Here is a 12717-nt window from a genome sequence, read left to right on the forward strand (position 1 = left end):
ATTATTTTTTAAGTCTTGTTTTACTAATATTTGCTCCTTAAAGGAGAAAATATGAAAAATTTAATATCCGTTATCGTAGTTATTGCTGCACTTGCTTTTGGCGCTTTTAAGTATATAAATTCATTTGTTGCACTTGATGAGAATGTAAATGCAAAGTGGTCGCAGGTGTTAAATCAATATAAAAGAAGAGCCGAGCTTGTGCCAAATTTGGTTGAAACTGTAAAAGGCTACGCAGCTCATGAGCAAAAAATTTTTGAAGATGTAGCAAATGCTAGAAGCAAGAGCATGCAAGTAAGCGTTGATGCAAGTGGCCTTAGCGATGAAGCTAAGATGAAAGAATTTATGACAGCACAAAGCTCATTTGGTTTGGCACTTGGCAGGCTTATGGCAGTTAGTGAGAACTATCCAGAGCTAAAAGCAAATCAAAATTTCTTATCTCTTCAGAGTCAGCTTGAAGGTACGCAAAACCGCATAAGCGTGGCAATGCATGATTATATCGAAGCTGTAAAAGAGTATAACGTAGCCCTTAGAAGCTTTCCAAATAAATTTATAGCAAGTGCTTTTTATCCTGAGCTAAAGCCAAAACAAAATCTTGAAATAAGTAACGAAGAGAAGATAAATCCAAAAATTTCATTTGAGAAATGATGAAGAAAATTTTTGCTCTTTTATTTTTTACATTTTGCTTTTGTTTTGCCATAAATTTTAACGAGCAGATAAATGACGAGGCTCAAATTTTCTCTAAAAATGAGAAGGCTGAGCTTTTAAGCTTGGTGCAAAATTATGAGCAAAATAGCACGACACAAATTGCTATCGTGACACTTAAATCACTAGAAAATAAAAGTATAGAAGAGATCTCTCTTGAAATAGCTAGGGGCTACAAACTGGGACAAAAACAAAGCAGCAATGGAGTGCTTTTAATAATCGCTCCAAACGAGAGAAAAGTACGTATAGAGGTTGGTTATGGACTTGAAAGCGTACTAACCGACGCTATATCAAGCCAGATCATAAATGATGTGATAGTGCCTAAATTTAAGCAAGGCGATATGGGCGGTGGCGTGATAGATGGCATAAGAGTCATCATAAAAGTAGCTAGTGGCGAAGAATTTGAAAGCGAGAGTGATGATGAAGAGATACCATTTGGAATAGTTGCCTTTTTTGCTGGCATGATCTCGTGCTTTATCTCTGGCTTTTTAGGTAAATTTTTTATGAGGGTTGGCTTTAGTGCGTGTTTTGCAGGGCTTGCATCTACGGTATTTGAGAAATTTTTTGGCGTGCAAAATTACTTCATTGTCTTTGCCATTGTGTTTGTAATATTTTTTATTATTTTAAAAAATGCCTTTAAAAAAAATACTCAAAGCAAAAATACATATAGTGGCTTCAGACGAGATAGATCAGACTCAAATGGTAGTGGCAGTGGCCATTCAAGCAGTTCAAGAAGTGGTGGCTTTAGTGGCGGCGGAGGCGGTTTTGGCGGAGGCGGAGCGAGTGGCAGCTGGTAAAATTTCATCAAAAATTAGCTTGTAAAGCTTAAATCCTTTAAAATATATAAAAACTTAGGAGCAAAGATGCTAGCTGGCGAGCTGCTTAAAAGCCATTTTGCTAAATTTGATCTGGTGGCGGTGCTTAGTAAATTTTTAGAGCAAAGTCATTTTGATAAAGAAAAATTTGATCTGCTTAAACAAAATAACTTTAAAATTCTAGATAAAAATATAAAGCAAGAGATAGTTGGTACTACTGGTTTTAAAGAGTTTTTTGACGAGAAATTTCAGAGCTTTTTATGCGAGCTTATGCAAAGTAAAGTTTTAATTGTTTCTAGCAAAGAGTATAAATTTAGCGAGCTTGAAATTTATACTTGTTTTGACTCAAATACCTACAAAAGGCAGTGTGAAGCCGGAGAGATTTACTTTCATAACTTTGGCTTTGACATATCTTTTAAAAGCGAGCCATCGCTTTATGGTGGCATTTTAGTAAGAAGCCTAAAGCCCTTAAACGGGCAAAATTTTATCTTTGGGCCAAGAAAATGTGCCTTGCATATCTTAAATAGCAAAATTAGTAATTTAAGCTTTGATTTAAAAGAGGCTGATTTTAGAAAAGATGAGATTACTTTTACGTCACGTATTAGATCATTTGGCGATGAAAATCAGCAAAAAAATGATTGCCTTAGAGCATTTACTGCTGAGTTTGAAAAGGCTTTAGAGTTTGATGAAAATTATAAAAAGAGATTAAATGCCTATAAAAAGGGGTGAAATTCATCTTTTTATCAGCTTTTGCGGTGAGAAATTTAGCCCAAAAATGCTAGATAAAAAAGATCGCAAAAGAGTAAAAAAATACCCAAATTTAATAAAACAAAACTCATTTAAAATATCTCGCTACTTAAAATTTAAAGCAAAGATGCGAGGTAAAATCTGTCTTTCTCATAAAGAAAATATCGCAGTTTTAGCCATTTCAAAAGAAAAGATCGGGGTCGATGTAGAAGAGCTAAAGCAGAGAAATTTTGACGCAGTAGCTAGCTTTTGCTTTACAAAAGATGAGAGCAAAATTTTGGCAAATGCAAAAGATAAAACTCAAAAATTTTATGAAATTTATACTGCAAAAGAGGCGATTTTAAAGCTTAAAAATTTATCGTTTAGCGATCTTGGTACTACCAGCTACGATGAAATGGCAAAAAAATACTTAATTATTAATAATTCATTTATTATTTGCCTTGCATTTAAGCAATGCAAAGATATAATTATTAAACTTTTGTAATTTTTAACATTAAAAGGTAAAGATTGTTTATAAAAAAAATAGTCATGATCCTTGCTATTTCGCTTTTTGCTCTTGGATGTGCAAAGAAATTTGATACACCGCAGATAGCAGATTTTGACTTGAAAACATTTAAGGTAAGCTCATCAAAGGGACTGCTTTTGCTTTACGTGCAAAATAGCAAGAATGAGTATAAATTTAGCCTTGTAAACGCACTTGGCGCGCCAGAAGCTAGGCGAATTTTAAAAGAAGGTAGCTTTAAAAATTTAGGTTTTTTACCACCAAATAGTGCCTATAATGAACTTTTTATAAAAGTGCTAGAGATGATAAAAGATGAAAAAAAAGAGCAAAAATTTATGATAGATGATCAATATTATGAGGTAGAAAGTGTTGATCTACGTTAGCAAACCAGCCATTATCAGTGCCGCAGGGAGCAGCAGTGATGAGAATTTAAGCTCGCTTTTAAGTGGAAAGAGATTTCTAGGCCTTAGCAGTGAGTTTCATCCTGAGAATAAATTTTTAGTAGCGAAATTTGATAAGACGCTGCCAGAGTTTGCCAAGAAGACAAAAGAACACTTTAAAACAAGAACCAATGCTTTGCTTCTAAACACGCTTATTGAGCTTGACGATGAGATCAAGAGGGCTATCAAAAAATTTGGTAAGAGCCGTGTAGGTGTTATTTTAGGCACTACAACGAGTGGAATTGAAGAAAATTTTTGGACCTTTAAAGAGTATATAAAAACTGAAATTTTTGATAAAAGCAAGTTTGGCATAGATAGAAACTGTCTTGCAAATGTGACTGAATTTGTGAGCGAATTTTATGGATTAGAAGGTCCAAGTTTTTGTGTTTCAACTGCCTGTACTTCTGGTGTTAAGGCGATTATTGAGGCACAAAGACTAATAAAAAGCGATATTTGCGATGCGGTTATATGCGGCGGCGTCGATAGTTTAAACACCTTAACCATAAATGGCTTTAACTCACTTAGCATTTTAAGTCAAAAACCAAGCGAACCCTTTTCTAAAAATAGAGAGGGCATAAACATAGGCGAGGGAGCTGGGTTATTTTTGCTGAGCCGTGATGAAATTTCAAACGTCGTGGTCGCTGGCTCGGCCTCAAACTGCGACGCTTTTCATATGACGCAGCCTGATTTTAGTGCCAAAATGGCAATTTGTTGTATAGAAGAAGCTTTAAAAAAAGCTGACATGAGAGGCGTAGACTATGTAAATTTGCATGGCACTGGCACGCAAGCAAATGACAAAATGGAGGCAAAAGCTGTAAATTTAACGCTTGGCTTTGCATATGCTAGCTCGTTAAAGCCACAGATCGGTCATACGCTAGGAGCCGCTGGAGCAATAGAAAGCGCCATTTGCGCCATACTTTGCATGCAAGAAAATAGCACCTTGCCGCCACACGTTTATGACGGCGAGTATGATGAGAGTTTGGAGGCTATAAATTTAGTAAAAAGTGGCACGAAATTTGACGTAAAAACAGCGATGTCACTATCTTTTGCATTTGGCGGAGATAACGCCGCGATAATATTTAAAAGAGTGAGATGATGATAAGTGATTATTTACCGCACAGTAGCGCCATAACCCTGATCGATGAAATTTTAGAATTTACCCCTTGTGAGAGCATAAAAGTAAGAAGCGTGATAAATGAGCAAACTCCATTTTTGGAAGATGGGAAATTTTACATGCAAAAGGCGATTGAGATGATGGCTCAAAGCCTTGGAATTTATGACTCAAAGATGCGTGAACTAAGGGGCGAGAAGGCGATATTTGGCTTTTTGCTTGGCAGTAGAAAATTTGAAATTTTTAGGCCGTATTTTAAATTGGGCGATGAGATAGTGATCGTCTCAAAGTGCTCGATCCAAGATGAGAGTGGATTTGGCGTTTATGACAGTGAGCTTTTTGTAAACGGCAAGCTTGGCGCAAGGGCGGTTTTAAATGTGATGAGCCCTGATGAAGAATTTGTAAAAAAGGCACTTAGTGAGTAAGAGAGTATTGATAACCGGATCAAGTAGAGGCATAGGAGCTAGCATAGCTAGGCGCCTTGCTAACGAGTACGAAGTGGTACTTCACGCAAGAAGTAAGAGTGATGAGCTTTTAAAGATAGCTAGTGAGCTTGGGGCTAAATTTTTGACATTTGACGTTGCTGACACTGCTGCGGCTAAAGAGGCCATAGAAGCTGACATGGAGGCAAATGGCGTTTATTACGGCGTTATTTTAAACGCTGGCATAACAAGGGATAATACCTTTGTGGGGTTAAGCGACGAAGAGTGGTTTGACGTGATAGATGTAAATTTAAATGGCTTTTACAACGTCCTAAGACCAGCGCTAATGCCCATGATAAGGGCTAGAAAGCCAGCTAGGATAGTAACACTAAGCTCTGTTTCAGGGGTTATTGGCAACAGAGGTCAGGTGAATTACTCAGCTAGCAAAGCTGGCATCATAGGAGCTAGCAAAGCCCTTGCAGTAGAGTTTGCAAGTAGAGGCATAACAGTAAACTGCGTAGCTCCAGGGCTTATAAAGACAGATATGAGCGAAGAAATTTTAAATAGCGACTTTTTAGATGAGGTACTAAAGGTCATACCTGCAAAAAGAGCTGGCGAAGCAGATGAGGTGGCAGGACTTGTTAAATTTTTACTAAGCGACGAGGCTAGCTACATCACAAGGCAAGTGATCGGCGTAAATGGAGGACTTTGCTAATGCGTGTATTTGTCACAGGTATCGGCGCAGTCAGTGCTTTTGGCAACAGCTGGGAGGAGATTAGGGCTAAATTTCTTGAAGGTAAAAACGCTGTTAGATACATGAGCGAGTGGGAGAGCTGCAAAGATCTAAACACGCGCCTAGCCGCACCTATCATAGACTACAAATATCCACAAGAGTGGGATAGAAAACAGCTAAGAAGCCTTGGTAAGGTCTCGTGTTATAGCGTGCACGCAGCTGGACTTGCCTTAAAAGATGCTGGATTATTAAAAGGTGATGAGTTAAATGAGTCAAATTTAGACCCAAGCGTGCAAGATGGTAGAATGGGTGTAGCAAGCGGCTCAAGTACTGGTAGTACAGACTCCATTCTTGATATGGCAAAGCTAGTTTTGGACATGGATAGTGGCTTTAATGCAAATACCTACATAAAAATGATGCCTCATACCACGGCAGCAAATATCGCGCTATTTTACTCGCTAAAAGGGCGCATCATCCCTACATCTTCGGCATGCACAAGCGGTTCGCACGCCATTGGCTACGCATACGAGAGCATAAAAAATGGCAGCATAGATATGATGCTAGCTGGAGGGGCTGAAGAGCTTTGCGTGAGCGAGGCATACGTCTTTGACAAGCTTTACGCGACTAGTGTAAAAAACAGCACGCCAAATTTGAGTCCAACACCGTTTGAAAAAGATAGAGATGGCTTGGTGCTTGGCGAGGGAGCTGGATTTTTGGTACTTGAAAGTGAAGAGAGTGCATTAAAAAGAGGAGCTAAAATTTACGCTGAGGTCGTTGGCTTTGGCTCGACGTGTGACGGCACGCACATCACAAGACCACAAAGCGCTACGATGAAAGCGGCGATGAGCTTAGCGCTTATAGACGCAAATTTAGAGCCAAAAAGTATAGGCTACGTAAATGCTCATGCGACTGCGACAAAACATGGCGACATAGCCGAGAGTATCGCTACAAACGAGCTTTTTGGAGAGGATATTGCCATTAGCTCGCTTAAAAGTTATCTTGGCCATACGCTTGGCGCTTGTGGTGGACTGGAGGCGATCGCCTCTATCATGATGATGAGAGAAGAGCTATTTTTTCCAAATATAAATTTAAACGTGATCGATCCCGAGTGTGCAAAGCTAAACTATTTAAAAGAGCCAACTCCGATAAAAACGGACTTTGTTATGAGCAATAACTTTGCATTTGGTGGTGTAAATACATCTTTGATATTTAAAAGAGCTAAAAACATTTTTTAAAAAGGATAAACATGAAAAAATTAGTTTCATTAGTTGCCATTTTGGCATTTGCTACAAGTCTTAATGCAAGAGATGATGTGAAATATCACTCACTTGATTTCCTAAATGGCCCAAAAGCTAAAAATTTCTTACTTCCAAATGTAAGTATCAGCTTTGGCACAGGCTATAGCGGTCAGGTAATTGTAAAAGATCTAACATCAAATAAAAAGACAAATGGTTTTAATAAAAGTGATGAAGAGGCATGCCAAATCGCACTTCTTTCGGCTTTAAAGACTTTCCAAGAAAGAGCATTAAAAGAAGGTGGCACAAAGGTTGTAAATTTAACTGGCTACTACAAAAAACAGCCATTTAACTCAAAAACTCAGTTCCAGTGTGGAAGCGGTGCTTTGATGTCCGGCGTTACTCTAAAAGGTGATATCGCGAAATAATGAAATTTCAAGTTGATTTTTTTGGCGTAATAGCTTATGGCGATGTCGGCGAGGATCTAGCTAGATATAAAAAAGAATTTGATCTAGCAAAGATCCCACCGATTCAAAGAAGAAGGCTAAGCAGTGCTGCAAAGTGCGCTTTTAGCTTGCTTAGTGGCTTTGATAAGCTTGATATGCCAGTTATTTTTAGCTCATATGAAGGAGAGATAAATCGCTGCTTTAAGCTAGAGACTACACTGGCAAAAGCTGAGCCGGTTTCGCCTACATCGTTTTCACTTTCTGTGCATAACGCTATCTCGTCGCTTCTTAGCATAGAAGCTAAAAATCACAATGAAATTCTTGCCATATCATCATTTAGTCCGGTTGAAGATGCCTTGCAAGCTGCATTTTTAAGACTAAATGATGGATATGAACAGGTGCTAATACTTGCCTATCATGAGTCGATAAAGCAGAGTTATTTTGATGAGAAAAAGCCGTCATTTATGCTCGCTCTTGTTGTCTCAAAGGCAAAAAATGAGAGAGTTTTAACTCTAAAAAGAGCTAAAAAGGAAAAAGAAATTTGCGGGAATTTATTAAAAAGCTTTATTGTAAATTTTGATCCAAAAATATCAAAAAGCTGGCAAAGTTGTAGTTATTCTTCGTCTTGGAATTTTAGCTATGAGCCTTAAAATTTTAAGAACCGGATCTTTCTTTTTATTTTTTGCGATCATTTGCATAAGCGGGGATTTACTGCTTGTGCCAGTAGTGCTTTTGGGGCTAAATAAATTTAAATTTATACAAAATTTATGCCGTGATCTAGTTAGAATTTCTTGGGGATTTTTTATAAAAGTTACTAAAATTTGTGGGTGTTTGGACTATAAATTTGAGCTTAGTGAGCTAAATGGCGGATCAAATTTAGTCATAGCAAACCACCCTTCGCTTCTTGATGTGGTCTTTTTGGTTTCAAAATTTAAAAGGATAAACTGCATCGTAAAGGGCGAGCTTGGTAAAAATATATTTTTATTTGCTGCTATTAGGGCGTGCAACTATATACTAAACACAAATAACGAGGAATTTTTACAAAAAAGCGTAGAGGTTTTAAAAGGTGGTGAAAATTTATTAATTTTCCCAGAAGGCACACGTACGAAAGATGAAATTATTTTTCATAAGGCAGCAGCTTATATGGGTGTAAAAGGCGCTAAAAATATTGTATGTATTGGCATCAATATGCACCCAAGAAGCCTTAGAAAAAATGAACCATGGTATAAAATACCAGATGAAAAGATAAAATATTATTTTAAAGAGATGAAAAATTTTGATGTTGATATGTTTTTAAAGGATAGGCCAAGCCCCGTGAGGGCTAGGGCAATGCATGATGAGATAAGTAAAATTTATAAGGAGGAATTTGGTGAAAGAGCTAGTTAATGATATAAAAGAGTTGATCATCACAAGCTTAAATTTAGAGGATATGAAGCCAAGCGATATCGATGAGAATGCGCCACTTTTTAATGATGGTCTTGGGCTTGATAGCGTTGATGCTTTAGAGCTTGGGCTTGCGGTGCAGAAAAAATATGGCCTCGTGCTTGACTCAAAGAGTGCAAATCTAAAAGAGATATTTTTTAGCGTATCTTCTCTTGCAAAATACATTTACGAAAATAGGAAATAACGATGAGTGAAAAAGAAATTTTTGAAATTTTAAAGAAAGCCTTGATCGATCTTTTTGAGATAGATGAGAGCAAGATAAAGCCAGAGACTAGGATATATGAGGATTTGCAGATCGATAGCATCGACGCTATTGATATGATTGATTACATCAAACGTCAAACCGGGCATAGGCTGATGCCAGAGGATTTTAAAAACGTAAAAACGCTTGATGATATCGTAAAAGCCGTAGCAAAGAAATTTGAAGCATAAAATAGTAAACCTAGCACTAGTTTTAGCAAGCATTGCTTACCCTTTAGTGCTATTTTTTTGGCAAGAGAACGCCACTTTGATATTTGATTTTTTATGTGTGCTTTGGGGGCTTAGAGCCTATTTTGAAAGTGGCAAGAAAAGGCAGGTTTGCTTATTGGCTAGCTTGTTTTTTGCCGTCTGCGCTATTTTTAGAAGCGTAAATTTAGCACTTTTATATCCAAGTATCGTAAGCCTTGGCTTTTTGGCTCTCTTTTTTTACAGCTTAAAGGGCGAGGCTGTTATAACCAAAATCGCTAGATTAAAAGAGAAAAATATAGATAAAAAGGTCGTTAGCTACACAAGAGAGTTAACAAAAATTTGGTGCTTATTTTTTATATTTAATGCGATTTTAGCATTTGTTTTATCGTGCTTTGAAAATAAATTTTATTGGAGCATTTACTGCTCCTTTATCTCTTATATTTTGATGGGATTTTTGTTTTTTGGAGAAATTTTATATCGTAAAATTTTTATTTTAAAGAGGAAAAATGGAGTTTGAAAATAGTCTAAAAGAGTTTAAATTTGTTAATATTGATAAAAATTTATACTCACAAGTTGGTATTTTTGGGGCAAATTTAAAAGAATATGGCGTGAGTGAGATAGAGATCTATCTAAGTGAAACTTTTGACTTTTGTGTCGCCTTTTTTGGAGCACTTGCAGTTGGTATTAGGCCGATTTTGCTTGCAAAGCCCATTTTTAGTAGTGATAAATTTAATATCAATGATGAAAATTTCAAGAATTTTTTGGCTCCAGCTAGAAATATAGAGCCAAAATTTAATCTAAATTCTACTTTTTTTCTTCAAACTTCGGGTTCGACCGGAAAGAGCAAAAATATCCCAAAAAGACTTGGTGCGATGATAGAAGAAGGGCTATTTTTAAAAGAAAAACTTGGATTTAATGAAAGCGATACATTTTTTTCAAGCGTTTCGCATCAGCATATGTTTGGCCTTACTTTTAAGGTATTTTTGCCCATAATCTCTGGTGCAAAGGCTGTTAGTAAGGAGCTAAATTACCCAGAGGTGATCTTTGAGCTTGATCTTTCAAATTTAAGCTTTGTAACAAGCCCAGTTTTGCTTCAAACGCTAGTTTCTAGCCCAAGAGCAGCTGAAATTTCAGGGCTAAAAAACATCATCTGTGCCGGCTCAGCCCTAAAGAGTGAACTAAGAGCTAGCATAGCAAAACTAAGCAGTGCACGCATTATCGACATCTATGGTAGCACCGAAACTGGTGTAGTAGCTAGAAATTTAGGCGAAGAGCTTTTACTTTTTAGCAAGGTAAAGGCGGGCCTTAGCGAGGACGAGGCACTAAACGTGAGCTCACCATGGTGTGAGTTTTTTCAAACTAGCGACTGGGCACAGATAAATGGCAGCAAGCTTACGCTAAAAGGTAGGATCGATAGGATAGTCAAGCTAAATGACAAAAGAGTCAATCTAATAAGCATCGAAAATAAGATGTTTGAAAGTGGTCTTTTAAAAGACTGCTACTGCGACACGCATCCAAAATTTAAGCGTCTAGCCGCACTTTTAGAGCTTAGTGAAGAGGGTGTTAAGCTCTTTAGAGATAGCGGCAAAAAGGGCATTGTAGCAAGATTAAATGAGCTTTTAAGGCCTGAGTTTAAAAATAGTGTTAGGTATTTTAAAATCGTTAGCTCGCTTTGCAAAAACGCACAAGGGAAATTTTTAAAAGCAAATTTTAAAGAGCTTTTAGAAAAGAGCAAAGAGCCTAACTGGGATAAAAGTAGCGAGGAGGGCGTTTATAAATTTAAGACAAAGCTAAGTCCTGCGCTTGGCATTTTTATGGAGCATTTTCCAAATTTGCCACTTTTGCCTGGCTTTGTGCAGCTTGATTTTGTATTTAAATTTGCAAGAGAGCTTGGCGCAGAAATAGGCGATCAATGCGTGGTGGAGAATTTGAAATTTTTAAAATTTGTAAGGCCAAATGACGAGCTTTGTATAGAAATTTCGCAAAAAGATGAGAAAGTTTATTTTGAGATATTTTGTAATGGCACTAGAAGTAGTGTTGGCAGGATAAAGCTGGGCTTATGAAGACGCTCTTTCTCATACCATTTTACAATCATCCAGAAAAGATCAAAGCCCTTTGTGAGGCACTTGCGAGATATAATCTACACATTTTAATAGTTGATGATGGCTCAGATGAAGCTTCAAAAAAGGCACTAGAAAATTTGAGCGAATTTGACGTAGAAATTTTGACAAGAGCACAAAATGGCGGTAAGGGGGCTGCGCTAAAAGATGGCTTTAGGCATGCTATGCAAAATGGCTATACGCACGCATTTCAGATCGATGCTGACTTTCAGCATGACATAAGTGAAGTGGCTGAGTTTTTGGGGCTTAGCAAAAAGTATCCACACGATATGATAATGGCTGATCCGATTTATGGCGAGGACGCACCAAAGTCTAGATTTTATGGTAGAAAGATCACAAATTTTTGGGTCAAGGTAAATACATTAAGCACCGACATAAAAGATGCGATGTGTGGCTTTAGAATTTATCCGTTAAAAGAGCTCGAGTGGGCGATATCTCAAAGCAAGTCAAATAGGATGGAATTTGACATGGAAATCCTTGTAAATGCTGTGAGAGCAGGCATTGGACTAAGATGGATACCGCTAAAAGTAAGATATGAAAAAGGCGGCGTTTCGCACTTTAAAATGCTAAAAGATAACGCGCTAATAAGTCTTATGCATGCTAAATATTTTTTTAGTTTGGTTCCATTTTTGCTGAGCAAAGCCTTTAGGGGACAAAAATACGTATGGTGGCAAAAAGGCGAAAGATCAAATGAATTTTTCCTACGAGTTAGCCTTTTTATAAGCAAAAATTTACCCATTTTCCTCATAAAACCTATCGTTATGATCGTCGTTTGTTTTTATTATATTTTTTCGAAAATAGAGAGAAAAAATATAAGAGAATTTTTACAAAATGTAGAGAAATTTAGTGGTGAAAAACCAGCTACTGGTGTTTTTGGAAATTTTTATGAATTTGGTATTGCGATTTGCGATAAATTTCGTATTTGGCAAAATGGTGTGCTCGAAAATGAGCTAGATATTGACGAACTTATGTGGATAAAAGAAGAGTTTGAGGCATCAAGGCGTGGTAGAATTTTGCTAACAAGCCATCTAGGGAATGTAGAAATTTGCAAGACACTTTCGCTTAGATCGCCAAGTTTTCGTATGATCATCTTGGTTTATAGTAAGGGAAATGAAAATTTTTATAAAATTTTAGAGCAGATAAGTAAGGGGCAGATCAAACTAATAAGCGTAGAAAACCTCGATGCAGCAGCTATGCTTGAGCTAAAAGAGGCGGTAGAAAACGGCGTAAATATCGGTATAATGGGCGATAGAACTCCGGTAAATGGCGATAAATTTGTTGAGGTTAGTTTTCTTGGTAAGATGGCTAAATTTAACTACGGCCCATACTTATTAGCTGGCATTTTGGGTGTAAAAATGAGCACGCTTTGGTGCGTAAAAAATGGAGATAAATTCAGCATCGAGCTAAGCGACATCGCAGATGAGATAAAACTAGGTCGCGACCGCAAGGCAAGCGTCATGCCATACGTGCAAAGCTATGTAAGACAGCTTGAGGATCACGCTTGCAAGAACCCATCGCAGTGGTTTAATTTTTTTGATTTTTGGAGATAAA

17 protein-coding genes are annotated in these 12717 nt (G+C 37.3%); all 17 read left to right on the plus strand.

What is annotated here, in order from left to right:
- Positions 1-51 precede the first annotated feature (51 nt).
- Positions 52-645, plus strand: a complete 594-nt coding sequence (locus G5B98_RS01840; RefSeq protein ID WP_196087007.1) for a LemA family protein — start codon at positions 52-54, stop codon at positions 643-645.
- On the plus strand, positions 645-1499 hold the full coding sequence (locus G5B98_RS01845) for a TPM domain-containing protein (RefSeq protein ID WP_196087008.1): 855 nt from the start codon (positions 645-647) through the stop codon (positions 1497-1499). The genes G5B98_RS01840 and G5B98_RS01845 overlap by 1 nt, the downstream gene beginning before the upstream one ends.
- Positions 1500-1565: 66 nt before the next feature.
- Positions 1566-2246, plus strand: a complete 681-nt coding sequence (locus G5B98_RS01850; protein WP_196087009.1) for a sulfate ABC transporter ATP-binding protein — start codon at positions 1566-1568, stop codon at positions 2244-2246.
- Positions 2227-2748 (plus strand): 4'-phosphopantetheinyl transferase family protein, encoded by a 522-nt coding sequence (locus G5B98_RS01855; protein ID WP_196087010.1) that lies wholly within the window; start codon positions 2227-2229, stop codon positions 2746-2748. Before G5B98_RS01850 ends, G5B98_RS01855 begins: the two co-directional genes overlap by 20 nt.
- 23 nt (positions 2749-2771) lie before the next feature.
- Positions 2772-3149 carry a hypothetical protein gene (locus G5B98_RS01860; protein WP_196087011.1) on the plus strand — a complete coding sequence of 126 codons (378 nt, stop codon included), beginning with the start codon at positions 2772-2774 and terminating at the stop codon, positions 3147-3149.
- A complete protein-coding gene (locus G5B98_RS01865) occupies positions 3133-4302 on the plus strand; it encodes a beta-ketoacyl synthase N-terminal-like domain-containing protein (protein WP_232524605.1) in 1170 nt (389 codons plus the stop codon). Before G5B98_RS01860 ends, G5B98_RS01865 begins: the two co-directional genes overlap by 17 nt.
- Entirely contained in the window at positions 4299-4742 is a 444-nt protein-coding gene (locus tag G5B98_RS01870) for a thioester dehydrase (protein ID WP_196087012.1), read from the plus strand. The genes G5B98_RS01865 and G5B98_RS01870 overlap by 4 nt, the downstream gene beginning before the upstream one ends.
- Positions 4735-5454: a 3-oxoacyl-ACP reductase FabG gene (gene fabG / locus G5B98_RS01875; RefSeq protein WP_196087013.1), complete on the plus strand. Its 720-nt coding sequence runs from the start codon at positions 4735-4737 to the stop codon at positions 5452-5454. Before G5B98_RS01870 ends, fabG begins: the two co-directional genes overlap by 8 nt.
- On the plus strand, positions 5454-6707 hold the full coding sequence (locus tag G5B98_RS01880) for a beta-ketoacyl-ACP synthase (RefSeq protein WP_196087014.1): 1254 nt from the start codon (positions 5454-5456) through the stop codon (positions 6705-6707). Before fabG ends, G5B98_RS01880 begins: the two co-directional genes overlap by 1 nt.
- A gap of 11 nt (positions 6708-6718) precedes the next feature.
- Entirely contained in the window at positions 6719-7135 is a 417-nt protein-coding gene (locus G5B98_RS01885; RefSeq protein ID WP_021090821.1) for a hypothetical protein, read from the plus strand.
- On the plus strand, positions 7135-7803 hold the full coding sequence (locus G5B98_RS01890) for a beta-ketoacyl synthase chain length factor (RefSeq protein WP_196087015.1): 669 nt from the start codon (positions 7135-7137) through the stop codon (positions 7801-7803). Before G5B98_RS01885 ends, G5B98_RS01890 begins: the two co-directional genes overlap by 1 nt.
- Positions 7730-8539, plus strand: a complete 810-nt coding sequence (locus G5B98_RS01895; protein WP_232524606.1) for a lysophospholipid acyltransferase family protein — start codon at positions 7730-7732, stop codon at positions 8537-8539. Before G5B98_RS01890 ends, G5B98_RS01895 begins: the two co-directional genes overlap by 74 nt.
- Positions 8523-8780 (plus strand): phosphopantetheine-binding protein, encoded by a 258-nt coding sequence (locus tag G5B98_RS01900; RefSeq protein ID WP_107695511.1) that lies wholly within the window; start codon positions 8523-8525, stop codon positions 8778-8780. Before G5B98_RS01895 ends, G5B98_RS01900 begins: the two co-directional genes overlap by 17 nt.
- A gap of 2 nt (positions 8781-8782) precedes the next feature.
- The gene (locus G5B98_RS01905) at positions 8783-9028 is read left to right on the plus strand and encodes an acyl carrier protein (RefSeq protein ID WP_021090641.1); all 246 of its coding nucleotides are present in this window, start codon (positions 8783-8785) and stop codon (positions 9026-9028) included.
- The gene (locus G5B98_RS01910; RefSeq protein WP_196087016.1) at positions 9018-9563 is read left to right on the plus strand and encodes a DNA gyrase subunit B; all 546 of its coding nucleotides are present in this window, start codon (positions 9018-9020) and stop codon (positions 9561-9563) included. Before G5B98_RS01905 ends, G5B98_RS01910 begins: the two co-directional genes overlap by 11 nt.
- A complete protein-coding gene (locus G5B98_RS01915) occupies positions 9553-11109 on the plus strand; it encodes an AMP-binding protein (protein WP_196087017.1) in 1557 nt (518 codons plus the stop codon). Before G5B98_RS01910 ends, G5B98_RS01915 begins: the two co-directional genes overlap by 11 nt.
- Positions 11106-12716: a glycosyltransferase family 2 protein gene (locus tag G5B98_RS01920; protein ID WP_196087018.1), complete on the plus strand. Its 1611-nt coding sequence runs from the start codon at positions 11106-11108 to the stop codon at positions 12714-12716. The genes G5B98_RS01915 and G5B98_RS01920 overlap by 4 nt, the downstream gene beginning before the upstream one ends.
- The last annotated feature ends 1 nt before the right edge of the window (position 12717 follow it).

The organism is Campylobacter concisus (assembly GCF_015679985.1).
GTDB classification, from domain to species: Bacteria; Campylobacterota; Campylobacteria; order Campylobacterales; family Campylobacteraceae; genus Campylobacter_A; species Campylobacter_A concisus_AC.

Coding starts and splice junctions, on each gene's coding strand:
- G5B98_RS01840 (WP_196087007.1), top strand. CDS start 52: ATGAAAAATTTAATATCCGTTATCGTAGTTATTGCTGCACTTGCTTTT.
- G5B98_RS01845 (WP_196087008.1), top strand. CDS start 645: ATGAAGAAAATTTTTGCTCTTTTATTTTTTACATTTTGCTTTTGTTTT.
- G5B98_RS01850 (WP_196087009.1), top strand. CDS start 1,566: ATGCTAGCTGGCGAGCTGCTTAAAAGCCATTTTGCTAAATTTGATCTG.
- G5B98_RS01855 (WP_196087010.1), top strand. CDS start 2,227: ATGCCTATAAAAAGGGGTGAAATTCATCTTTTTATCAGCTTTTGCGGT.
- G5B98_RS01870 (WP_196087012.1), top strand. CDS start 4,299: ATGATGATAAGTGATTATTTACCGCACAGTAGCGCCATAACCCTGATC.
- G5B98_RS01880 (WP_196087014.1), top strand. CDS start 5,454: ATGCGTGTATTTGTCACAGGTATCGGCGCAGTCAGTGCTTTTGGCAAC.
- G5B98_RS01885 (WP_021090821.1), top strand. CDS start 6,719: ATGAAAAAATTAGTTTCATTAGTTGCCATTTTGGCATTTGCTACAAGT.
- G5B98_RS01890 (WP_196087015.1), top strand. CDS start 7,135: ATGAAATTTCAAGTTGATTTTTTTGGCGTAATAGCTTATGGCGATGTC.
- G5B98_RS01905 (WP_021090641.1), top strand. CDS start 8,783: ATGAGTGAAAAAGAAATTTTTGAAATTTTAAAGAAAGCCTTGATCGAT.
- G5B98_RS01915 (WP_196087017.1), top strand. CDS start 9,553: ATGGAGTTTGAAAATAGTCTAAAAGAGTTTAAATTTGTTAATATTGAT.
- G5B98_RS01920 (WP_196087018.1), top strand. CDS start 11,106: ATGAAGACGCTCTTTCTCATACCATTTTACAATCATCCAGAAAAGATC.